Source organism: Pseudoalteromonas sp. J2K-J031 (genome assembly GCF_058197095.2).
Genome location: NZ_CM200279.1, coordinates 2,428,568 through 2,451,976 on the forward strand (window position 1 = coordinate 2,428,568; position 23,409 = coordinate 2,451,976).

A 23,409-nucleotide genomic window follows, 5' to 3' on the forward strand; every position below is an offset into this window, starting at 1 on the left:
TGGTAATTAAAGAAAATAACAAATAAACTGAATTACTTAAGTATTAAATATCAGAATAAACACAGCAATGAACCTATATTTAGCGTATCTCGGTGGTCGAATTTTTGGCGGCAACATTGAAATTCATGATGTGCAATTTGTAATTGGAATGTCCATTGAACAAACGTATTCGACTTTAAAACAACGTTGGATTGGTGACAAAAACTCGGTTCACCTCGATTCTTTTATTCAACTTACCCATATCGATGGCTATAAAATATCAATAAAAGAAACAGAGCAAAAATCTGAGTTAAAATTATACTTTGTAAACCTTGGCGGCTATAGAGTAGACCATCTTGCGGAGCAACATGAGTTTGGTTTATTTGTAGCAAAATCAAGTTATGAAGCTAAAGATAAAGCCATGAAAACACTGTTAACAAATACACTATTACAACACAAAGATGATTTATATGATGTCGATGATTGCTTTAAAGTCACCTTGCTAGATTTAAACTATCATATTCATTTAGAACCAAGCGGTCAGAGCCAGCCATTACAGCCTGATTGGTTTGGTTATCACGTGTTATAATTTTATTTTTTGAACTAATATTAAACCAATTTACGCCTAAGGTTAATGCCATGCAGTCTCTACCAAAAGAAAAGAAACTATCCGTATTATTTCGGTTAGAACCAGGTTGTCTCGGACCACAAGGTATTGATTTTATAGAAGCGTTCTGTGACTTTGTTAATCAGCAATTACAACAGCCTTACTTTTCTGAACTCGTTGTAGTCCCTAGGTTTGATAAAACTTTGCCTGAATGGGAATACCATATAAACAACCGAAGCCTTGATGAAGCAAAAGTAGGTATGTACCTCTCTTTGTTCAAAACAGATAAAAATATTTTTGAACAACAATTTGAAGAACAATTAACTGAAAATATTGAATTATTTTTTTCTCGTTAAATGTACAAAAACCTCTCTTTAATATTTTAGACGCTACCATAAGAAAATAATTTAATCCTAAAATCAAACAAAGTTTGCAAATAATCAGTTAGTTACTAGACTTCCCTGAGAATAGTATTTACAAAAAATAACTCTCAGGGTGACATAGTATGAAATTAAAATTATTGGCAGGTACTATTGCAATAATCTGCATGAGTATTCCCGCACACGCTGAAGTCAGGATCAATGGCTTTGCTTCAGTGATTGGTGGTATGGCTTTAGATAAAAATAGTGATTTATTTGGTTACACCGATGAACTCTCCTTTGAAAACGAAAGCTTGTTCGCACTACAGATTTCAGCTGATCTGCAAGACAACCTATCGGCAACAGCGCAAATTGTCGCAAAAGGGGACAATGATTATAACGCAGAGTTTGAATGGGCCTATCTCACATATCAAATTAATGACCATACACAAGTTAGCGCAGGAAGAATGCGCGTGCCTTTTTATCGCTATTCAGACTTTCTTGATGTTGGATATGCCTACCGCTGGATCCGTCCACCTAAATCGGTTTACAACCTAGCATTCTCTACCTATGAAGGGATTAGCTTTGTTTATAATTCTCAACTTGGCAATTGGGATTCAACATTACAGCTGATTGGTGGTGCTTATAGTGGTGATGTAACAACGTTTACTAATGACGACCCTGCTAAGTTAAATGGGATCGCAGGTATTAACTGGACGCTTGCCTATGATTGGTTGAGTTTACGTGCTGCTTATTTAGTAGCAGAAACAAGCATTAGCGCCCAAAACTCGCCTGGGTTCACCGGATTAATAGCTGGATTGAATAGCTACGGCTTGAAAGCGCAAACTGATGAGCTACTAATTGAAAAAGATGATGGTAGTTTCTTAGGGATCGGATTCTCTATTGATTATGAAAACTTTTTACTCGATGGCGAATACACTGAGCTTGAAGTAAAAAATAGCTTTGTTGCCCCACAAAAACAGTTTTATATTGCTGCAGGTTATCGTATTGATAATTGGTTAGTTCATATAACCTATGAAAATCGTGACGTTGAACACGATAGAAGTAAATTTAATACTGTTCCAACAACATTTGTTCACCCCACTTATGGAACACTTCCTCTTTCAACTGATCCGACTAATCCAAATGCACCTTTATTGCGTGATTTAACAAATGCAGCAATAAACGGAACGACCATAGATAGCAGTTCCTATTCATTTGGTGTGCGTTATGATTTCCACCCTTCAGCGGCATTTAAAGTTGATTACACGATGGTAGATAATGCTATTACGAACGATGATAGTGATGTCATTGCTTTTGGCGTAGATTTGGTATTTTAAGGAGGCTATTTATGAATAAATTAATACCGATTTTTTTATTATCATCAAGTCTAAATGTAATGGCTGAAGTCGCGGTTGTCGTCCATTCATCATCGAGCATTTCGCTGGATCAAGAAGAAATTGCGAAAATTTACTTAGGTAAAACAAAGTCTTTTGCAAATGGGAATAAAATTGATATTGCGAGCTTAGACGATGGTGACCCTATTACTGCTGAATTTAATGAAAAAGTACTTAAAAAATCCAGCAGTCAAGTTAATGCTTACTGGTCAAAATTAGTATTTACAGGTAAAGGTACGCCACCAAAAAAAGTGGATAATACCGCTGCAATGATAAATTTTGTTGCAAGCTCTGAAAATGCTATTGGCTTTGTCGATGCAAGTAAAGTGACTGGTGATGTAAAAGTAATCGCTAAGTTTTAACAAATACAATTTTCAATTCAAAAACAAAAAAGCCAGTCTAATGACTGGCTTTTTATATTTGGTGCCGTGAGCGGGACTTGAACCCGCACGAGCATAGCTCACCACCCCCTCAAGATGGCGTGTCTACCAATTCCACCACCACGGCAAATTCTTTAGTTTGGTACATCTGACTTTTTGTTTTCAGATACTGGCACATCTTCAACTGCCGGTACTATTTTCTCTACTACTTCTGCAGCGGGTGCTGTAGATAAGTCAGTCCACTCATCAGTTTTCTTAATTTGGCCAGCTGTTAGGTTACCTAACACTATGCTCAAAACAAAGAATACTGCAGCAAGTGTTGTTGTAGTTTTGGTCATGAAATTACCAGCACCACTTGAACCGAATACGGTTGCCGAAGCACCTGCACCAAATGAAGAGCCCATGTCTGCGCCCTTACCTTGCTGAATCAACACCATTCCAATCAGTGCTAGTGCAACAACTAAATAAACTATCAACAATATTTCGTACATCTTATACGTTTCCTTGTGCACTTTTACAAATATTGACAAAGCTATCTGGATTCAGACTCGCTCCGCCTACTAGGCCACCATCAATATCAGGTTGTGCGAACAATAATTCACTATTTTTTTCATTAACACTACCACCATAAAGTAGTATTAAGGATTGAGATATTACTTCGTCTAGAGAGGCAATTTTATCTCGAATAAACTTGTGCACTTGCTGTGCTTGTTCTGGCGTTGCAGTTTTACCTGTGCCTATCGCCCAAACGGGTTCGTATGCTATCACAGATTTAACTAAAGATACCACACCTAATTTGTTGATTACTGCATCTATTTGACGAGAAACAACAGATTCGGTTAAATTCTGTTCACGCTCTTGTTCAGTTTCGCCTACACACAATATCGGTATTAAACCTATTGATTGTGCACGTTGGAATTTGTTAGCAATTACATCGTCAGATTCGTTATAAATACTTCGTCTTTCTGAATGCCCTACTAATGTGTATTCGCAACCTAACTCAGCCAATAACTGAGCATCAACTTCACCAGTATATGCACCTGCTTTAAATTCAGAAACAGTTTGTGCACCTACAACAAGTTCGTTTTGCAAAGCATTTGTTAATAAAGGAAAAGGAGGGAAAACCACCACATCAACTCTATTTAGCTCTGCAGCTGAAACTGCGTTGGCAATTTGGTTTACCAGCTCAACTGAACCATTCATTTTCCAGTTGCCTGCAACCATTTGTTTACGTAATTTCATTAATTACTCCAACTCATTTAGCGGGCGAGATACTAACTCGACTCACCCTAAGATTCAAGAAAATTGTTTGATTAAACAGTCTGATTGCTCACACTTTCAACAACAAGTGCTATTTTCTTCGCACTATCTAGCACTTGCTTCTCTTGCTCAGCTTCAACCATGACTCGAACAACAGGTTCCGTACCCGATTTTCGTAATAACACCCGACCTTTACCCGCTAGTAATACTTCGACTTCTTTGACTGCTTGAACCACTCGCTCATCGCTTACAGGATCCGTTCCTTGTGGATAACGCACGTTAATCATTTTCATCGGATACTTGACAAAGCCTTTACCTAGATCTTCAAGTGTTTTATTTTGAGCTATCATTGCTGCAAGTACTTGAAGACTTGAAATAATACCATCACCTGTACTAGTTAAATCAAGATTTAGAATGTGTCCCGAACTCTCACCACCGATCTTCCATCCTTTTTCTTTTAACAATTCCATTACATAGCGATCACCCACTTTACTGCGAGCAAAAGGGATCCCACGTTGGATCAACGCATTTTCAAGACCCATGTTAGACATCACTGTGCCTGCTACACCACTTTCACCTAAACTGCCGTCTTGTTGAGCTTGACAAGCTAGGATATAAACAATGTCATCACCATCAAATACTCTGCCTTTGCGGTCAACCATCATGACGCGATCACCATCCCCATCATAAGCAATACCAACATCGGCTTTTTCTTCAAGCACTTTGCGCACCAACCCATCAACATGAGTAGCACCACATTCCAAATTAATATTGAGTCCGTTTGGTTGGCAAGCAAAACTAACCACCTCAGCACCTAGCTCCGCTAATACCGAAGGAGCGATATGGTATGTTGCGCCATTTGCACAATCGACAACAATTTTTAACCCAGCTAATGACATACGATTTGGAAATTGGCTTTTGCAAAATTCAATATAACGGCCATCCGCGTTTTCCAATCGACGAGCTTTACCTAGACGTTCAGAAGAGACACAAGTCATCTCTTCATCTAGCATGGCTTCAATTTCTAATTCAACTTCATCAGCTAGCTTCAGTCCTTGGCTTGAAAAAAATTTAATACCATTATCATGAAAAGGGTTATGTGATGCACTAATGACAATACCGGCTTCTGCACGAAAAGTTTGTGTTAAATACGCTACCGCAGGCGTTGGCATCGGGCCTAAAAGCACCACGTTAATCCCAGCTGAAATAAGCCCTGCCTCTAAAGATGTTTCTAATAAATAACCTGAAATACGGGTATCTTTCCCTATAAGCACTTTTTTCGTACCCGCTTTAGAAAGTACTTTCCCTACAGCCCAACCTAATTTAAGGGCAAAGCCTGGAGTAATTGGATACTCACCGACTAAACCACGGACACCATCTGTACCGAAATATTTTTTATTGCTCACGTTTAATTCCTTGTTCTGTCGCTTGCCAAACTTTTAATACATCGACCGTTTGTGCAACGTCATGTACTCGTATTATTTTTGCGCCTTTTTGCATGGCGATTAGCGCACCCGCTAAGGATCCCGCCAGTCGTTCATCTGTCGGTTTATTTAATAAATTTCCGATCATCGACTTTCGTGAAAGACCAGCCAATATCTGGCAACCCATTAAGTTAAATTCATCTAATCGTTTTAAAAGTTCATAGTTGTGACTTAACGTTTTACCAAAACCAAAGCCAGGATCTAGGATAATATGTTTAAGCTTAATACCCGCTTGCTGACAAGCATCTATTCGTTGCATAAAAAAACGTTGAATATCTTCAATGAGATTGTCGTAATAAGGGTTTTCTTGCATCGTACGTGGCTGCCCCTGCATATGCATTATGCAAACAGGTACATTCATCGAAGCAGCAATATCTAAAGCACCAGGCTCTTGTAATGCACGAACATCATTTATGATATCAGCCCCTGCTGCGATGGCTTGCGCCATAACTTGCGCCTTACTGGTATCAATTGAAATAATGCAATTTGATTGAGCTCTCAATGCCTTTATCACTGGGATAGTACGTTGCAACTCTTCTTCTAAAGCCACATCAGGCGCATTCGGTCGGGTAGACTCACCACCGATATCAATAATAGTAGCGCCATCTGATAACATTTTATTCGCTTTAATGACAGCGCTGTCGAGAGTGTTGTGGTGGCCGCCATCAGAAAATGAGTCTGGGGTTGTGTTTAGAATGCCCATTATATTGGGCTGGCTCAAATCAAGCGTTCGGCCATTTTTTAACTGTAGTAAAGGCATACATTACCTATCAATACATTGCTGTATTGTGTGCAACGAAGTGTGAATAATAAAAAACCCCGAAAGGTCGGGGTTTTGTAATCGGATTTTACCGCTTATTTATCTTGATCATCAAGCTTAGATGTTGTTTTTTGCTCAACAACTTCAGATGTTTCAGTTTCTTCAACAGGTTTGTCTTCAGATTTTACCTCATCTTTTTGCTTGTAATGATTATCGTGAGCATCTGTAGGTGGACGTACATCACGGCGAGCCATCAAATCATCGATTTGTTTTGCATCAATAGTTTCGTACTTCATCAGTGCATCTTTCATGCTATGTAAAATATCAATATTATCTTTTAATATTTGTTCAGCACGTTGATAGTTACGATCTGATAAATCTCGAACCTCAGCATCAATTACTTTAGCTGTTTCATTCGACATACTCTTTGCACGAGCCGAACTACGGCCCATAAAAATTTCACCTTCTTCTTCAGCATAAAGAAGTGGGCCTAACTTTTCACTTAAACCCCATTGCGTAACCATTTTACGCGAGATTTCAGTTGCACGCTCAATGTCATTACTGGCACCTGTAGTCACTTTTTCAAAACCATAAATCAATTGCTCTGCTATACGACCACCGTACAGGCTCGAAATCATTGATTCAAGATGCTGTTTAGAGTGACTTACTCGGTCTTGCTCAGGTAAATACATTGTTACACCTAATGCACGACCACGAGGAATGATAGACACTTTATAAACTGGGTCATGCTCTGGGACTAAACGCCCCACAATCGCATGACCTGCTTCATGGTAAGCTGTCATTTCTTTCTCTTGTTCACTCATAACCATTGATTTACGCTCAGCGCCCATCATGATTTTATCTTTTGCTGCATCGAATTCAGCCATGCTCACAACACGCTTATTACCACGTGCAGCATAAAGTGCAGCTTCATTAACTAAGTTAGCTAAATCGGCACCTGAGAAACCCGGTGTACCACGAGCAATTACAGATGCTTTAACATCGTCAGATAAAGGTACTTTACGCATGTGTACTTTAAGGATTTGCTCACGGCCACGAATATCAGGTAAACCGACTACCACTTGGCGGTCAAAGCGACCAGGACGAAGTAGTGCAGGATCTAGTACATCTGGTCTGTTAGTTGCAGCAATAACGATAATACCTTCATTACCTTCAAAACCATCCATTTCAACTAACATTTGGTTAAGCGTTTGCTCACGCTCATCGTGACCACCACCCATACCTGCACCACGTTGACGACCTACCGCATCGATTTCATCGATAAAGATAATACATGGGGCCGCTTTTTTAGCTTGTTCGAACATATCACGCACACGTGATGCACCGACACCTACGAACATTTCAACAAAGTCAGAGCCTGAAATAGTAAAGAAAGGTACTTTAGCTTCGCCTGCTACCGCTTTGGCAAGTAAAGTTTTACCTGTACCAGGAGGACCAACCATTAGTACGCCTTTAGGAATACTACCGCCTAACTTTTGGAACTTTGAAGGGTCGCGTAAAAAGTCAACTAACTCCGTGACATCTTCTTTTGCTTCATCACAACCAGCAACATCAGCAAACGTAGTTTTGACTTGGTCTTCACCCATTAGACGCGCTTTGCTTTTACCAAATGACATTGCGCCTTTGCCACCACCGCCTTGCATTTGACGCATGAAGAAAATCCATACACCAATAAGCAATAACATTGGGAACCAAGATATAAAAATACTTGCTAAGAATGATTGTTCTTCTGGAGGCTGACCAACAACGTTAACACCATTTTTTAATAAATCATTCATTAAGTCACTATCATACATTGGCATGATAGTAGTGAAACGCTCACCGCTATTTTTAATACCATTCACAGTACCTGAACCTTGGTCCATTTTGACTTCACGAACAGCACCACTGCGCACGTCGTTAATAAACTGAGAATAACTTGTATTACGATCTGCATGATCGCTTGGATTAAAGCTCTGGAATACCGACATCAAAACGACGGCGATAACTAACCAGAGTATGAGATTTTTAGCCATATCACTCAAGGGGTTAACCTCTTGTTTTCAATTAATTAAAATTCCAGGATTACCTGACCTAATGTACTACAGTTTGTATCCTGTCGCTACTATATAAACTTCTCGTGAACGCGCTCTTGAAGAATCTGGTTTACGAATTTTGACAGTGGTAAAACACGACCTTACATCATGAACAAATTGCTCAAACCCTTCTCCTTGGAATACTTTTACAGCAAAACTGCCATTTTTCTTTAACACTTGATGGCACATGTCTAATGCTAATTCAACAAGATACATACTGCCAGCTTGATCTACAGATAAATGACCGCTCATGTTAGGTGCCATGTCCGACAACACTACATCAACAGTTTTACCACCTATACGTTCCAACAAAGCATTTAGCACAGCTTCTTCACGAAAATCACCTTGCAAAAATTCCACATCGGCCAGGGGGTCCATAGGAAGAATATCACAGGCAATCACTTTACCTTTAAAACCGATTAACTCAGCAACATATTGCGACCAACTACCCGGTGCTGCGCCCAAATCAACGACAGTCATACCATCTTTGATTAATTTATCTTTTGTTTGCAACTCCTCTAATTTAAACATTGCACGTGAGCGCAATCCCCGTTTTTGGGCTTCTAAGACATAATGATCATCAAAATGCTCCATCAACCAGCGTTTAGAACTGGCCGAGTGCTTTTTTTTTGTCATGAAATTACACTCAACAAAATTAGTATTATTCTCTAGATGGCGTTAGAATACCGATAATTCAAGCTTTATCCAACGAAATTTGTAACAACATGATATTATCAAACAAGCAAAAACAGTTTTTAAAAGGCCTAGCACATGGTCTTAAGCCTGTGGTTTTACTAGGAAACAACGGTTTAACCGAAGGTGTAATCGTAGAGATATCTAATGCATTAGACATCCACGAATTAATTAAAGTAAAAGTACCAACAGATGACCGCGAAACCAAAGCGCTTATTTTTGATGCAATTACTCGTGAGACCGGTGCAGTTAAGCTACAGACAATAGGCCACATTATGGTGATTTATCGTCAAAGCAAAGACAAGAAAATACTGTTACCTAAAAATTAGGTTAAATTTTTAGTGTTCTAATTAAAAAGTCAGCTCAGGCTGACTTTTTTGTTTTTATCTCAGCTTACTCTATTGCTAAGTGTTTTAGCTCAATCACATACCTATCATCAAGCAGAGTTAAAACATAATACGTATTGTAATTAGTTTCAGCCCACTGTACTTGATGTGTATCACTGAGCAAGCCAGCTAATATAGGTGTCGTATTACTATGCCCGACAACCAACACTGCACTATTTAATGTTAAAAGCTGATTTTTAAATTCCAATAAATGTGCAGGGTTATAAAAAAGCACTTCTTTTTTTAGCTCCTTGGCTAAAGGCGTTATTGTTTCTATTGTGCGATTATAATTGGTGCTAAAGAGCTGCTCAACAGAATAAGGCGCTAAGACTGAGACCCAAGCACTTGCTCTTTTTTGACCTTTGGCACTGAGTGAAGGGTTTGAGCCTACTTGTTTTTCAGCATGACGAATAAGCACTATTGTTTCTGGCTTCGCCATGACGTTTGTACAAAGCAGTAGAATAAAGGTCGAAATAACTAAATTCGCTTTCACTAAATACTCCTTTTACTAGCTTTAGAAGCTAAAAGCGCGTCTATAAAATCGGTGGTTAGCTCATTAATAATACCGGCTTCTGCATTGATCATTAAACTAAAGCCTACCTCTAACCGTGGAACAACTACGATATCTGCTCGATATCCTTGAACCCAGCCACTATGGTAGTAAAGTGTTTCACCCCCATAATTATAAATACGCCACCCCAGCCCATAATCAGCCTCTTTTAATTTATTACGCCAAACACGACGGCTCATTTCTTTTTTAGTTTTTGTGTAAGGCTTAACTTGTTTGCTCAGCGCACTTTCATTTAAAACAGCAGGGTATTGCCCCAATTGTGCTTTTAACCACTGCACCATATCAGCGGCGCTCGCATTGACACCCGCAGCTGGCGCAACTTTGTAATAATCGCTTTTTAATTTTGCTGTATGCCAGCGTTTTCTTGCCATAACATGAGGAAGAGCATAATCATCATCTGCGATCATTGCGTCATAACCCACACTGGCATTTTTCATATTGAGTGGTTTAAAAAACATTTCTTTGAGCCATGTCTCATAACTCAAGCCAGTACTTTTTTGAGTAATGTCGCCAATTAGACTGAACATAACATTTTGATAACCGTAGCAACTTCCCGGTGAGCACATAGGCTTTACTTCTGATAGCTTCTCCTGAATATCTGGATATTTCATTCTTGATTCAATTAAATTGTCGTAGGCGTTAGGGACTAACCCCCCTGAATGACTGAGCAAATGATAAATCCGTAATTTTTTATCATAATTTTCAAAATGAAACGCGGGGAGGTATTTAGCGACAGGATCATTGAGTGCAAATGCACCTTCACTTGCAAGCTTGGCCGCCAAAGAACCAGCAAATGTTTTAGAGACCGATGCCAAACGAAATCGCGTACTTGCCGTAACAGCCTTACCTTTACTCACTTGGGTAGTTCCAATCCCAATAGCTACTGAGCTATGGTTAGCTTTCACAATCGAAAGAGCAGCACCAGGAATTTTTTTCGCTTTTAGCTTTTGTTCTAGTTCTTTGACATAGGAGTCGACTAGGTGCTCCCATTCTTTTGGGCTAGCACTGACTGAAAAACTCAGTAACAACGCCACTAGCCAAATTTTTTGAGGCATCTTCACTCCACACTTATTAGATAAATCATTATTTTTGACGTTAGTGCAAAGCGCTAAAATATCGAAACAATGCTCTTACTCATTATTTAAACACAGCGCAATTAACGGTATTGGCAGCACTTTATCATGAAATATCTGCAATTATAAAACCTTTCATCGCCTCGCAGTAGGCTAGTTTATTTTTTCAAACCAACTTGTGGTAGAATTTATGATTATTAATTAAAAGCCCCACACTTTGAGAACGATCCGATGTTAAATGTTTATCAGCTAATGATGTTTATCTCTTTGCTCATGCTGTCTGGTTGTCAGTTATTAACTGAGCCGGCTCCACTATTAGCCATACCAACCCCTCCTAAACTACAGAATAATAGCTATGATGTTATTTATCGGGCTAATCCAACTGAGCTCCAAATTCAATCAGTTCAATTACCTGCGCGCCCTTTATTAAAGGGTCAAATAATCACACTGATTAATCCAACATTAGCTGAAGACTCAGAGTTGTTTAGCACACTTAAAAAGCAATTTTCTGCTGCAGGTTTGGTATTACAACTTGATAAAAGTATCGATTCAGATTATCGCTTAACCATCACAAAATTAGAGTTTGTCGAAGGTGATAAAATAGACTATCTCCTAGAAAAAGACGCATCGCTTCCTTTCGTTGTTCAACAAAAATTTACACAGTTAAATCCACAATCGTGTTCGTCAATTAAAGGTACCGTAGGCATTCGATTAACGAATACCAAAACCGGCAACGTAGTGTGGTTTGCCACCGCAGCTGCAGATAACACTACACTTGGCCACACTGAACTCACTTATAAAGTTGATTGGGCGCAAATAATTACTAATAAAAAAGAAGTTAAAAAATTTGTCGATGAACAAAATAGCGAACAAGCCCGTTTAGTTCGCGCAACAGTACCTGTAGTTCCTCCGAAGTATATCGTTGCTGAAACAGCCTCAACACCCAGATTTATCTCTGGCTATTGCGCTGTAAACAATGAAAAAAATATTTCACAGCAACTTCAAACCTTTTTACTCACTGAACTTATTAACAAACTTAATGTGATTTAGTACTACAATTTTTTACAACTTCACGTGTGATTTTTCCAATACAATGACGCGTATTACACACTTGACTTAAAGGGACGCAATGTCAGCATCATCAAAGTTCAACTACCTGCTTTTATTAGCTTTATTATGGGTCGGTAACGTACAAGCTAGTAATCGTTATTATGCTGACAACGCTCTTGAGCCAACTGAAGGTTTTGTTTGGGATTGGAGTTTTGGATTAGGGTATTTTGTTGCCAACAGTTATTTAACTGGTGTAGATCCTCTTTTGGATGGTCCAGAAATAAATATAAATCTATCTGCTTCATATAATAAATTTTATTTTGATGCAGATAACAGCCAACTCAGTGGCAACTTTACCTTAGGTTACAGCCTCATCGATAAATACGATTGGGGGCTCGATATCATAGGCACCAATCTGCAAGATGGCTTTAATGAGTACGGCACTTATTATAATAGCAATACTATTGTTGAAGAATTAGCCGGAATTAACACCCGCGATTCCGACTTTGACGTTGGTTTTCGCCTAACACGTCGCATTAGTGACTCGCAATTATCATTTGAGCTCTTACAAGATGTATCTGGCAGCCACCACGGTTGGGCATTTAATAGCTTTATCAGTCACATCAAAACTTGGCGTAATTGGGAGTTTCGGGCTGGCACAGGGTTAAATTTATACTCATCTGAATTTGTTGATTACTATTTTGGCATATCAACAGACGAAGCCACGGCTCTGCGCCCACTTTACCAACCCGGTATTGGCATAAACGCTGTTGCTGAATTTCATGCTGAGTATCCAATTAACGAAAACTGGGTTTTTTTAGCAGGATGGCTATCAACGTGGTTTTCACCCTCTATCAGTGACAGCCCTATTGTTTCAAAGCAGTATCAGCATAAAGCCAAGGTAGGCGTGCGATATGTATTTTAAAATGATAATTATTTTTTATTTTTCAGTTGCTGCGCAGATTGCCCATGCAGATGAATCCATTGCACCTCAGTCTGAATACAAGCTAGATGCGACGCCAAATAAATGTGTTGCACTGCGAGAAGGTAGCAGCTGCTATGCCATTGTCACTTTACAGTGGCAGCAACCTCTGATTGGCGATTATTGCTTGCGCAATATCGATAATAAAAAAGTCATGCAATGCTGGTTATCACAAAAAGAAGGCAGTCATACTTATGAATTCAACTCAACACACACTCAACATTTTGAGCTTGTAAGTACCCAAACGGGTCATGTTTTTAGCGCAACTGAAGTGTTAGTCAATTGGGTTTATACCAGCAAACAAAAAAAGCGACGTTGGAGATTATTTTAATGGAAAATTACGGCAAAATTTTATTAGTTGAAGATGACTTATCATTGGCGCAATGGGTTAGTGAATACCTCACAGAGCAAGGTTTCCATGTTATTTTATGTCATCGCGGTGATTATGTTGTGCGCTTAGTTAAACAACACGATCCCATTCTCGTTTTACTCGATATTATGTTGCCAGCAATGGATGGTATTAGTGTGTGCCGTGAATTACGCAGCTTTTATCAGCAGCCCATTATTCTACTGACCGCAAAAGGTGAAGAGGTTGACGAAGTCATTGGTCTTGAAGTTGGTGCATCTGATTATATTATCAAGCCTGTACGGCCTCGCGCCTTGCTTGCTCGAATCAAATCCGCCCTTAGAGCGGCTCAGTCAAATACGCACTCTCAAGATGAACCGGTCGAGCGTATAGAAGTGGGACAATTGAGCATTGATTTACGTTCACGTAATGTAAAAGTCGCTAATACTGAGGTTGTATTATCAAATGCCGAGTATTCATTGTTAAGCTTTTTAGCTTCTAACGCTGACAAAGTGCTCGACCGAGACGCTGTGTTTATGGCTACTAAAGGACGCGAATACGATGGACTAGATCGCTCAGTCGATGTATTAATTTCAGCGCTACGGAAAAAATTTGCCGATGATCCACAAAACCCTCAAAAAATTAAAACCATCTGGGGTCAAGGCTATTTGCTGGTTTCGGCCGCTTGGTAAGCTATGAAAAAACTTTATATTTCGCTTTTACTAAGCGCGTTTTTATCTTTATTTGCCCTTGGGTGGTTAATTGATACCTTTAGCCAAATTGAGCATAACCCAGTTGATGACTTTGCAATTGAAAAACAGCTCATCGATGGTTTTTCAGAACAAATTGCAGCAGCCCCAAACAAACAATTAGCAACAAAAAACCTAGCACAGCATTTTAAACAATCGCTCACATTTAATGCCAATGATGAACTTGCGTTACCCCAAAGTTTAATTGATAACCTCACCATACCTGGGGGGTTAATGCTTGAAGATGAATTAGGGTTTTATATTATTAAATCCCATCCGCTTTTTAACACACATCATTTAGAAATGCGCTTGGTGAAACCAGACCAAACAGTCCATCGGTTCGATTTAATTTTAACCCTTAGTTTTTATTTAGGGGTATGCCTACTTATGTGGGTGTGGCTATCGCCATTAACAAAACGCTTAAGCTTGCTGTATAAAGCATCGCAGCAATTTGCCAGTGGTGACCTTTCTGCACGCATTAAACTCAGTAAATTTACCTATATTTCCGATGTTGAGTCGGCTTTTAACCGCATGGCAGCGCAAATCCAAAAACTTATCGAAGAAAATAAGTTACTGGCGTCAAGCTTATCCCACGATATTCGAACACCGGTAGCATGCTTACGTTTTGGTTTAGATGCGGCACTTGATACGACCGACATGGCGAAAAAAGATATGTACCTTTCGCGGATGGAAAACGATCTTGACCATATGGAGTGCATGCTAAAAACGTATTTAGAATTTGCCACATTAGAAAAAAACTCTTATCAAATCAGTTTTAGCCCGATTGAGCTCAACACATATTTAGCGAATCTCGCTCAACAAGTTCAGCCTAAAGTTCACCATAAAAATTTAAGCCTCGAAATTGATTGCCCTAATTTACTAATAAAAGCGGATCTGCACTGGTTAGGTCGTGCAATTATTAATTTATTAGGCAATGGTTGTGATTTTGCAGACAAAACAATTCGCTTAAGTGCAAAACAAGACGAACACTGTACCCATATTTATATCGAAGACGATGGCCCAGGCATTGCTAAAGAGAACTGGCTCAATGTATTTGAACCCTTTTTTAAAGAACAAAACCACCGTAATCGCAGTGATAAAAGTTATGGTTTAGGGCTTGCCATTGCAGCTAAAGTTGTCGATTGGCATTTTGGCCTCATTCAAGTCGATCAGTCTCCAACACTCAAAGGGGCGCGATTTACCTTAAGCCTTCCCTTACAGTGCCCACGTGCCAATGTAAGCTAAACGATACATTTACATTGATAACAATGATTTAACCATCATTGTTATCAATACGTTAGATTGTTGTTTTAAAATCGATACACTATTGAGCCGACATACTTGGTTTATCGCGCTTACGAATTGAGTTACATCAAGCAATTAGCACTTTTTATTTAATCTTAATTCAAGTAGATTGTGTCCGCCGTCTAAAAAATGAGAATTACGATAAAATGAGCAGTGTTAGAGGGGAGTTTAGCTCCCGTTTTGGTTTTATTATGGCCGCCGCAGGTTCCGCTGTTGGACTTGGCAATATCTGGGGATTTCCAACCCAAACAGCAAGCAATGGTGGAGCTGCTTTTGTATTTGCCTATTTAGTATTAGCGTTTTGTTTAGCCTACCCAGCCTTAATGGCAGAGTTAACCATTGGCCGCCATGGTCAGTCTAATGCTGTTACAGCCCTTAGAAAAATATCTAAACCTGGATTGGGCCACAAAACAGCTTTTATAGTTGGTTTTGGTGGGATTGTTTGCGCGTCTCTTATTTTGAGCTTTTATGCCATTGTTGCAGGCTGGATGATGGCAGCAACCATCGAGCCCATAGCGATAATTGCAGGCCAACCTGAAGCTGCTTCATGGTTAACTGAGCAATCATTAATCCGCGACCTCTTGTTTACAGCTTTTTTTACCGTGCTGACTGTCGCTATCATCAGTCGCGGTGTTGAAAATGGGATCGAAAAATGGTCAAAGCGCTTAATGCCTGCTTTATTGATAATCCTGTTTTCTCTTATCGCTTATGTATTAACACAAGATGGCGCGATGAAAGGGCTGCAAGCTTATTTAGTACCTGATTTCAGTAGAATTTTCGAACCTCAATTACTGGTAAGTGCTCTTGGGCAAGCGTTCTTTTCACTCTCATTAGGCACAAGTGTAATGATAATTTATGGCTCTTATATCAGCCGCAAAGAAAACTTAGTTACCTTAGGTGCATACGTTACTTTAATCGATGTCTTTATTGCATTTGTTGCTGGCTTACTTATTATTCCTGCTATGTATGTTGCTCAAGCGCAAGGAGTTCAAATTTTTTCAGAGTCAGGCGCCTTACTCTCTGAAGATACATTAGTCTTTCAGGTACTCCCTGCGTTATTTGATAGCATGGGCAATGTAGGACTCGTTGTTAGTTTCGCTTTTTTCGCGTTAATGTCGATAGCAGCCCTCACCTCATCGATTTCAATGCTTGAAGCACCGGTGTCCTATGCTGTAGAAAAATTCGGCATGCACCGTGTGCAAGCCACGTGGCTGATTGGAGGTATTATTGCCTTAATCAGCTTTACCATTGTGTTTAACTTTGCAGCTTTGTTTGGTTTAGTGATTAAAGTCACCACTCAATTTGGACAACCTTTACTTGGGCTAATGTGCTGTATTTTTGCAGGATGGCTCTGGCATCGCGGTGATTTATTACAAGAAATTAAGCAAGGCATGCCTGAAGCTGAACATACCCTATTTTGGAAGGTTTGGCCGTGGTACATAAAGTACGTTTGCCCTATCTGTATCGGTTTAGTATTTCTAAATTCAGTATTGTAAAAAGTAAATTTACTCATAAAAAAGCGCTATTTTTTTAGCGCTTTTTTAATTTCATATCTTGATGGGGAATACCATCTTCTAAATACGGCTCAGAACACACTTCAAATCCTAACCCACTGTAAAATTTTAATAAGTAACTTTGAGCTGAGATAAAAATATCTGAATATGGCCACACTAAGTCTGTATGCTTTATGGCAGTATTCATTAGTAAATGCGCGATCCCTTGCCTTCTTGCGCTGCTAGCCACAACAACACGACCAATTGCTGCACCTTTAAATGTTGCAGATGGCTTTAAACACCGCGCATACCCTACTAAACTCTGATTTTGATAGAGCATCACATGTTGAGTGTTGTTATCAGTATCATGACTATCGAGCTCATGATAAGGGCATTGCTGCTCTACAACAAACACATCTATACGCAATTTACCTATCTGATAAAATTCTATTGTAGAGAGTTCATTAAAGGTCTTAATTTTAATCTCTAGCATAACCATCACCTTTTTAATTCTTGCTCTGTGCGATAGCGTAAACTTTTGCTCAATTCATGTTTTTTATCGCGCTTTGCATACCAATAACCGATTAACCCACCTGCCAACGCTCCAAATAAATGGGTTTCAAAACTCATACCGGGCACAACGGGTAATAAACCCCAAATTAATGAAGCATATAAAAACATTACCACTACGGCGATAACTAACGATTTGATACTACGCTGAAATATTGCAAAGACCAGAATATATGCCCAAAGCGCATACACCACACCACTTAAACCAATATGAATAGATTCACGCCCAACAAGCCATACAGCACAACCTGCAAATACCGTTGACCCAACTAATACCCACATTACTCGCTGAGGTTTTAAAGGCCAAGCCAACGCAACAAGCACCGAAAATGATACTAAATTTTGTGCAAGATGCTGCCAGTTTGCATGTAAAAATGGATGCAAAATGATGCCATACAACCCAGAACCATGCCTTGGTAAAATACCAAAATGATTGAGCTTCATCATAAAAAGAATATTAACTAAATGGATACTCACCAATAAAATAAGGCTAGTAAGTAAAAAAGGAAGTAATTTTACGGTCGATTTGGCCATATTAAGCCACCACCAAAGACAAAGGGCAGCCATGCTGCCCAACTAGATTAATTAAGTAAACGCTCTAATTGATCGCAAATTTTAGATAAATTGACCTGATCATGTTCAATTGTTAAATCAACATAACCATCTTGTCTAAAAGCACGGTCAAGTTCAATTAACACATGCGTTTTATGAAGCTCAGGTACAAATGATAATTCAACTTCACGAATACCAAAAACACTTTGACTCTTAGGGCGATACTCAAGTTCTTGATAACAACCTGATGTTGAATGAAAACTTGGCGCAGTTAAGTATCCCTTTTCAACATCTGATTTTACTAAGGCAAACCCAATTCGCTCCATTGCCTGCATAAACGTACGCACTGCATCATTAGGACTGACATAAATAGGGTCTTTATCAGTAGGATCAAGTGCCATATCAATGTTTAAACCCGTAGCCAACCAAACACTTGATTGATTTAAACCCGTATGAATTTCAGTGATTGGCGTTTCGGAGTGAAGACGCGCTTCAAAAGGAATACGCTTTTCTTCACCGGGTGCGACAGTACATTTATCGACAATTTTCCATTTATCAATTACATGATTAACGAAATAACTCCCCTCTTCTGATTCAACTTTCACTTTGGTCATTAAAGAGAGCTCTAGACCAGAAATCTCTTGCTCTACATCACCGCCGGTAATAATTATTTCAGCGCTAAAACGTTGACCTGGATGCAAATGTTCAGTTTGTAAAACAGTATCCACTTTGGCAGCACCTACACCAATAGATGCGAGGATTTTTTTAAACATAGTGTACTCCTGTTATGTTTATCCTTTGATTTGCATATTAACCACATTTGTTTCAGCTTGTCAGCGAAAAAAATGAAAATAGAAATAATTTATTCATTTAAGCTGCTATTACAGTGTGATTTGGTAATAACTTCTATGAAAATGGATAGGTTTATCAATAAAAAGGTAAATTTAGTCGCAATCTCCTAAATACACACACTTGAATTTCTTATTCAACGCTATCTATTTAACCTGAGCTCTGGATAATAAATTTATCTCCAGCGGCTACTTTCAACGCTAACGGCGTTGAATTTACTTACAATAGGCCAGCTATTGACGCGTAAATTCGCCTTGTTATCCTTAAACGTTTCCGGCTACAGACTTGAAAAAACATTTACCAATTCAATATCAATACGTTAGTAAATCTCTTAACCAAAGCTCAGCTTATTTAGTTTTTTGGCCTACTTTACTAACAAAGTGATATATTGTTAGGTAAACTAACAAAAAAATTTATGATGAATCAGGGATATGGAACTAATATTTTTTGCTACCGCCTTCGTCTGTGGCTTTATTGTCCTTCAATTAAAATTACCTCCGCTGATTGGGTTTCTAGCAGCTGGATTTTTACTCAATTTAGCGGGCTATCAAAGTACCGATTTACTCGAAAACATTGCAGCGCTCGGTGTCACCTTATTATTGTTTAGCATTGGGCTTAAACTAAAAATAGATCACTTAACCAAACTACAAGTTTGGGCACCGGCAAGCCTTCATATTATCCTCAGCAGCGCCTTGTTTTGCGGCTTTTTGTTATTACTTGGTTTTTTCGGGTTGCCTCTTTTTACTGACTTATCAGCAGAGTCAGCATTATTACTTGGTTTTGCGTTAAGTTTTTCAAGTACCGTTTTTGCCGTAAAAGTACTAGAAGAACGCGGTGAAATGGGCAGTTTGCACGGTAAAATAGCGATCGGTATTTTAGTCATGCAAGATGTTTTTGCGGTGTTATTTTTAGCTGTGAGTACCGGTAAAGTGCCAAATTACTGGGCAATTGCCTTAGTTGTCGGTTTATTTTTCATTCGTCCTGTTTTTTCTTGGGTATTAAATCGTTCAAAACACGGTGAAGTATTACCATTATTTGGCTTCTTTTTTGCCTTAGTGATTGGTTATCACGCATTTGAATTTGCTGGATTAAAAGGCGATTTAGGCGCATTGATTATTGGGATGTTACTAGCATCTCATCGAAAAGCTGGGGAACTTGCAAAGTCACTGATGAGCTTTAAAGATTTACTTTTAGTGGGGTTTTTCTTGAGCATCGGTCTTAATGCTCAGTTAACGGCACAAGCCTTTGTTGTATCATTACTTATCATCTCAGTGCTACCTATCAAAGTGGCATTATATTATGTGCTTACAAACATGTTTCATCTGCGAGCCCGCACGTCATTATTAGGGGCTTTCACACTGTCTAATTACAGTGAGTTTGGCTTAATCGTCTGTGCACTTGCGGCAAGTAGCGGTTGGCTGACACCTGAATGGCTTGCTGTTGTAGCTATTTCTGTTTCGATTACGTTTATTATTGCTTCACCACTTAATAACCGTGCGAATGATATTTACGTCAAACTTGAAAATTGGCTCTTTAAATTTGAATCCAATGTGCGACTTGCCGAAGAAATGCCGGTAAACCTAAACCATACAAAAATTTTAATTTTTGGCATGGGCCGCATTGGTACAGGTGCTTATGAAGCGATTGCCCATAGTTATCCTGACATGGTTGGCGGTGTTGATATTAACCCAGAATGTATCGAGCGCCATTTAAGTCGAGGTCGATTTGCTATCTTAGCCGACGCTACCGATCCTGATTTTTGGCAGCGTATTAATCATTCAGAGGTGGAGATGGTTATGCTTGCTATGCCCAAGCATGTGCAAAACCTCATTGCACTTGAGCAAATTAAGCTCTCAGGCTATAGCGGGCAAGTCACCGCTATTGCTAACTATCCTGATCAACAAAGAGAATTACAACAGCTTGGTGTTAATTCGACTTACAACTTCTATCTTGAAGCGGGAACCGGTTTTGCGGAGCATGTTAAAGAGCATTTATTTAAAGATACAACAACAAATTCACCCTCAGCTTAAAAAGTAAAGCTGAAATCAACCTAAACCTAACGCCTCTTCCTTTTTGTAAAAATAATTATCAGCCCCTATTATTGGGACTGATAATTATTTTCATTTGAGCTTCAGTAAGTTACCTTTTTCGCCGTTAACATAACAGAAACAAACACGCACATCTATTTACAAACATTTACATCGGAATTAGCTTTCCATTGCATGTTCATCGTACACTTACAGCATCAAAAATAAGCCTAAGTATCTATTTTTAACACAAAAATTCACTTGGCAAGATTTTAAACACACCTTCTTTAATTATTTTGTAAAACCGTTATAAGGAGTCAGAAATGGCAAAATTTGATAGCAGATTGCAACACCAAGCGATTGCAGCAGATTCACATGCTGATTTACTTGTGAGGGTACAAACTGAACTTGAGCACATACAAAGCAAGGGGATAAGCCCTGATCAATTGCGTGAAGCGTTATTTCAAAAAATGCTAGATATGTACCAAGTACCAATGCAACACCCACTGCGCGCTGAACCAGTACCAAGCGAAGTTGATGCCCCTAACTTTAAAGTTAAGCTCAATCAGCAAGGTTTCTATCGCGGTGAAAAACCTGTTTGGCACTAAATCCCGAGGCCCTACTGCCTCATTGATAGACCAACAATGCCCCGTTGGTCTATTTTCTCCTTCAAAAGCCCATTATAATGGGCTTTTATTTTTTCTAGGTTTATCACATGGATCCTGCAGCGCTAAGTGCCGCTATTAATACCATAATGCCTTTTGGTAAATACGCTGGCCAACCCCTTTTGCTGTTACCTGAGCCCTATTTAGTGTGGTTTAAACAACAAGGGTTTCCGGATTCGAAACTTGGTCAACAGCTCGCGCTCATCTATGAAGTAAAACTCAACGGACTTGAAAGTATGCTGATGCCGCTGCTCCATGCTAAACCCTCTTTTTCTCGACATAATTAAGGTACTTTTTGTGACAACACTAAACCAACTCTCACCACAACCTTTATGGTCTATTTTTGAAAAAATCTGTTCAATCCCGCATCCAAGTAAACATGAGGCACAAATCTCGGCTTGGATCCAATCATTTGCTCAAGAGCTTAACCTTGAAGTAAAAGAGGATAAAGTGGGCAACCTTATTATAAAAAAACCAGCAACCGCGGGGATGGAAGACCGTAAAGGTGTTGTTTTACAAGCCCATATGGACATGGTGCCGCAAAAAAACGCCGACAAAGTACATGATTTTACCACCGACCCAATTGAAGCCTATGTTGATGGCGAATGGGTGACTGCCAATGGCACCACCTTAGGTGCAGATAACGGCATTGGTTTAAGCGCATGTTTAGCGGTACTTGCTAGTAAGGATGTTGTTCACGGTCCACTTGAGGTGCTAGTAACCACAGATGAAGAAGCTGGCATGACTGGCGCATTTGGCTTAGAAGCCGGTTGGTTAGACGGCGAGATTTTACTCAATACTGATTCAGAAGACGAAGGTGAAGTGTACATGGGCTGCGCCGGTGGGATTGATGTAAACGTATCACTACCGGTTGAATTTAACTCAGTAAACCCAGCACATGCGGCATTTATTTTAAGCATCAAAGGCCTAAAAGGCGGCCACTCAGGGGTTGATATCCATACCGGACGCGCCAATGCCAATAAATTACTCGCTCGCTTTTTTAAACAATTTAGCCAACTTGAGTTAAGCATTAGCACATTTGCTGGCGGCTCACTGCGTAATGCAATCCCGCGCGAGAGTAACGCTATCATTTTATGTGCGCCATCAGATATCAGCGCACTTGAAACGGCTATTGCGCATTACAATGACGTTTTAAAGGCTGAATTAAGCACGATTGAAACCAACCTTGCTGTTACGCTCACAGCCACAGAGCAACCTGCGACGCAATTGAGCCCAAGTAGTCAACGTACGCTTATTAACGCAGTGAATGCCTGTGTTAATGGAGTTATACGCATGAGTGATGAAATCCCTGGTGTGGTTGAAACATCAACCAACTTAGGGGTCATTAAAATGGCTGATGATCATATTAAAATTCAGTGTTTAGTGCGCTCATTGATCGACAGCGCCCGCACCAATACGCAAAATATGATTTGCTCGAACTTTGAATTAGCGGGTGCATCAGTTCTCTGTTCAGGTGCGTACCCAGGTTGGCAGCCAAAAGCCGAATCCCCAATCAAGGATTTATTACGCGAGACCTATCAAAGCATGTTTGGTACGTTACCAAAGATCATGGTGATCCACGCAGGCTTAGAGTGTGGCTTATTTAAAGATGCATATCCGCATTGGGATATGGTGTCGTTTGGCCCAACGATTCGTTTTCCTCATTCGCCTGACGAAAAAGTTAAAATTGATACTGTTGCGCCATTTTATGATTTACTAGTCAATGTTCTGAAAAACATTCCGGTTAAAGCCTAACACTATCAACCATAAAAAACG

At 39.5% G+C, this 23,409-nt stretch carries 26 protein-coding genes and 1 tRNA gene; 15 read left to right on the top strand and 12 right to left on the bottom strand.

Going from position 1 to position 23,409, the window contains the following annotated elements:
• Positions 1–67 precede the first annotated feature (67 nt).
• The 4 genes from AC3KZC_RS10935 (at position 68) to AC3KZC_RS10950 (ending at position 2,704) form a co-directional block, all read left to right on the top strand.
• Positions 68–568 carry a DUF1543 domain-containing protein gene (locus AC3KZC_RS10935; protein WP_490579450.1) on the top strand — a complete coding sequence of 167 codons (501 nt, stop codon included), beginning with the start codon at positions 68–70 and terminating at the stop codon, positions 566–568.
• Between the two features lie 50 nt (positions 569–618).
• Positions 619–942: a hypothetical protein gene (locus AC3KZC_RS10940; RefSeq protein WP_490579449.1), complete on the top strand. Its 324-nt coding sequence runs from the start codon at positions 619–621 to the stop codon at positions 940–942.
• Between the two features lie 149 nt (positions 943–1,091).
• Positions 1,092–2,285: a porin gene (locus tag AC3KZC_RS10945; protein ID WP_490579448.1), complete on the top strand. Its 1,194-nt coding sequence runs from the start codon at positions 1,092–1,094 to the stop codon at positions 2,283–2,285.
• Positions 2,286–2,296: 11 nt separating this feature from the next.
• Entirely contained in the window at positions 2,297–2,704 is a 408-nt protein-coding gene (locus tag AC3KZC_RS10950) for a type 2 periplasmic-binding domain-containing protein (RefSeq protein ID WP_490579447.1), read from the top strand.
• Positions 2,705–2,763: 59 nt separating this feature from the next.
• Here the strand turns inward: AC3KZC_RS10950 and AC3KZC_RS10955 are convergent.
• The 7 genes from AC3KZC_RS10955 to rlmE all read right to left on the bottom strand — a co-directional run bounded on the left by AC3KZC_RS10955 (position 2,764) and on the right by rlmE (position 8,958).
• A tRNA-Leu gene (locus AC3KZC_RS10955) sits at positions 2,764–2,849 on the bottom strand.
• 7 nt (positions 2,850–2,856) lie between these two features.
• Positions 2,857–3,213 carry a preprotein translocase subunit SecG gene (secG, locus tag AC3KZC_RS10960; RefSeq protein WP_490579446.1) on the bottom strand — a complete coding sequence of 119 codons (357 nt, stop codon included), beginning with the start codon at positions 3,211–3,213 and terminating at the stop codon, positions 2,857–2,859.
• 1 nt (position 3,214) lies between these two features.
• Positions 3,215–3,964 (bottom strand): triose-phosphate isomerase, encoded by a 750-nt coding sequence (gene tpiA, locus AC3KZC_RS10965; RefSeq protein WP_490579445.1) that lies wholly within the window; start codon positions 3,962–3,964, stop codon positions 3,215–3,217.
• Between the two features lie 71 nt (positions 3,965–4,035).
• Positions 4,036–5,388 (bottom strand): phosphoglucosamine mutase, encoded by a 1,353-nt coding sequence (glmM, locus tag AC3KZC_RS10970; RefSeq protein WP_490579444.1) that lies wholly within the window; start codon positions 5,386–5,388, stop codon positions 4,036–4,038.
• Complete coding sequence (folP, locus tag AC3KZC_RS10975; protein WP_490579443.1) at positions 5,378–6,226, bottom strand: dihydropteroate synthase; 849 nt, start codon at positions 6,224–6,226, stop codon at positions 5,378–5,380. Before folP ends, glmM begins: the two co-directional genes overlap by 11 nt.
• Positions 6,227–6,321: 95 nt before the next feature.
• A complete protein-coding gene (gene ftsH / locus AC3KZC_RS10980; RefSeq protein WP_490579442.1) occupies positions 6,322–8,262 on the bottom strand; it encodes an ATP-dependent zinc metalloprotease FtsH in 1,941 nt (646 codons plus the stop codon).
• 66 nt (positions 8,263–8,328) lie between these two features.
• Positions 8,329–8,958, bottom strand: coding sequence for a 23S rRNA (uridine(2552)-2'-O)-methyltransferase RlmE (gene rlmE / locus AC3KZC_RS10985; protein WP_490579441.1), 630 nt, complete (start codon positions 8,956–8,958; stop codon positions 8,329–8,331).
• Between the two features lie 89 nt (positions 8,959–9,047).
• Here rlmE and yhbY point away from each other — a divergent pair, with 89 nt between their 5' ends.
• Entirely contained in the window at positions 9,048–9,344 is a 297-nt protein-coding gene (yhbY, locus tag AC3KZC_RS10990) for a ribosome assembly RNA-binding protein YhbY (protein ID WP_490579440.1), read from the top strand.
• A 64-nt stretch (positions 9,345–9,408) separates the two neighbouring features.
• Here the strand turns inward: yhbY and AC3KZC_RS10995 are convergent, their stop codons facing one another.
• Complete coding sequence (locus AC3KZC_RS10995) at positions 9,409–9,894, bottom strand: histidine phosphatase family protein (protein ID WP_490579439.1); 486 nt, start codon at positions 9,892–9,894, stop codon at positions 9,409–9,411.
• Positions 9,894–11,027: a serine hydrolase domain-containing protein gene (locus AC3KZC_RS11000; RefSeq protein ID WP_490579438.1), complete on the bottom strand. Its 1,134-nt coding sequence runs from the start codon at positions 11,025–11,027 to the stop codon at positions 9,894–9,896. Before AC3KZC_RS11000 ends, AC3KZC_RS10995 begins: the two co-directional genes overlap by 1 nt.
• Positions 11,028–11,276: 249 nt before the next feature.
• Between AC3KZC_RS11000 and AC3KZC_RS11005 the strand changes: the two genes are divergently transcribed.
• The 6 genes from AC3KZC_RS11005 (at position 11,277) to AC3KZC_RS11030 (ending at position 16,973) form a co-directional block, all read left to right on the top strand.
• Positions 11,277–12,095 (top strand): hypothetical protein, encoded by an 819-nt coding sequence (locus AC3KZC_RS11005; protein ID WP_490579437.1) that lies wholly within the window; start codon positions 11,277–11,279, stop codon positions 12,093–12,095.
• Between the two features lie 79 nt (positions 12,096–12,174).
• Positions 12,175–13,020 carry a MipA/OmpV family protein gene (locus AC3KZC_RS11010; protein ID WP_490579436.1) on the top strand — a complete coding sequence of 282 codons (846 nt, stop codon included), beginning with the start codon at positions 12,175–12,177 and terminating at the stop codon, positions 13,018–13,020.
• A complete protein-coding gene (locus tag AC3KZC_RS11015; RefSeq protein WP_490579435.1) occupies positions 13,010–13,408 on the top strand; it encodes a DUF3019 domain-containing protein in 399 nt (132 codons plus the stop codon). Before AC3KZC_RS11010 ends, AC3KZC_RS11015 begins: the two co-directional genes overlap by 11 nt.
• Positions 13,408–14,115 (top strand): response regulator, encoded by a 708-nt coding sequence (locus AC3KZC_RS11020; RefSeq protein WP_490579434.1) that lies wholly within the window; start codon positions 13,408–13,410, stop codon positions 14,113–14,115. Before AC3KZC_RS11015 ends, AC3KZC_RS11020 begins: the two co-directional genes overlap by 1 nt.
• 3 nt (positions 14,116–14,118) lie before the next feature.
• A complete protein-coding gene (locus AC3KZC_RS11025) occupies positions 14,119–15,417 on the top strand; it encodes an ATP-binding protein (RefSeq protein ID WP_490579433.1) in 1,299 nt (432 codons plus the stop codon).
• 206 nt (positions 15,418–15,623) lie between these two features.
• A complete protein-coding gene (locus AC3KZC_RS11030; RefSeq protein WP_490579432.1) occupies positions 15,624–16,973 on the top strand; it encodes a sodium-dependent transporter in 1,350 nt (449 codons plus the stop codon).
• A 34-nt stretch (positions 16,974–17,007) separates the two neighbouring features.
• On the opposite strand, the gene AC3KZC_RS11035 is transcribed toward AC3KZC_RS11030, so the two are convergent.
• The 3 genes from AC3KZC_RS11035 to AC3KZC_RS11045 are packed head-to-tail and all read right to left on the bottom strand — an operon-like array spanning position 17,008 to position 18,865.
• Positions 17,008–17,463 carry a GNAT family N-acetyltransferase gene (locus AC3KZC_RS11035; RefSeq protein ID WP_490579431.1) on the bottom strand — a complete coding sequence of 152 codons (456 nt, stop codon included), beginning with the start codon at positions 17,461–17,463 and terminating at the stop codon, positions 17,008–17,010.
• Between the two features lie 5 nt (positions 17,464–17,468).
• Positions 17,469–18,074: a rhomboid family intramembrane serine protease gene (locus AC3KZC_RS11040; protein ID WP_490579430.1), complete on the bottom strand. Its 606-nt coding sequence runs from the start codon at positions 18,072–18,074 to the stop codon at positions 17,469–17,471.
• A gap of 47 nt (positions 18,075–18,121) precedes the next feature.
• Complete coding sequence (locus AC3KZC_RS11045; RefSeq protein ID WP_490579429.1) at positions 18,122–18,865, bottom strand: sporulation protein; 744 nt, start codon at positions 18,863–18,865, stop codon at positions 18,122–18,124.
• Between the two features lie 507 nt (positions 18,866–19,372).
• Between AC3KZC_RS11045 and AC3KZC_RS11050 the strand changes: the two genes are divergently transcribed.
• From AC3KZC_RS11050 to AC3KZC_RS11065, 4 genes are all read left to right on the top strand, one after another.
• Positions 19,373–20,971, top strand: a complete 1,599-nt coding sequence (locus AC3KZC_RS11050; protein ID WP_490579428.1) for a cation:proton antiporter domain-containing protein — start codon at positions 19,373–19,375, stop codon at positions 20,969–20,971.
• 320 nt (positions 20,972–21,291) lie between these two features.
• On the top strand, positions 21,292–21,576 hold the full coding sequence (locus AC3KZC_RS11055; protein ID WP_490579427.1) for a hypothetical protein: 285 nt from the start codon (positions 21,292–21,294) through the stop codon (positions 21,574–21,576).
• Positions 21,577–21,683: 107 nt separating this feature from the next.
• Positions 21,684–21,920, top strand: coding sequence for a DUF3820 family protein (locus AC3KZC_RS11060; protein WP_490579426.1), 237 nt, complete (start codon positions 21,684–21,686; stop codon positions 21,918–21,920).
• 10 nt (positions 21,921–21,930) lie between these two features.
• Positions 21,931–23,388 (top strand): aminoacyl-histidine dipeptidase, encoded by a 1,458-nt coding sequence (locus AC3KZC_RS11065; RefSeq protein WP_490579425.1) that lies wholly within the window; start codon positions 21,931–21,933, stop codon positions 23,386–23,388.
• The last annotated feature ends 21 nt before the right edge of the window (positions 23,389–23,409 follow it).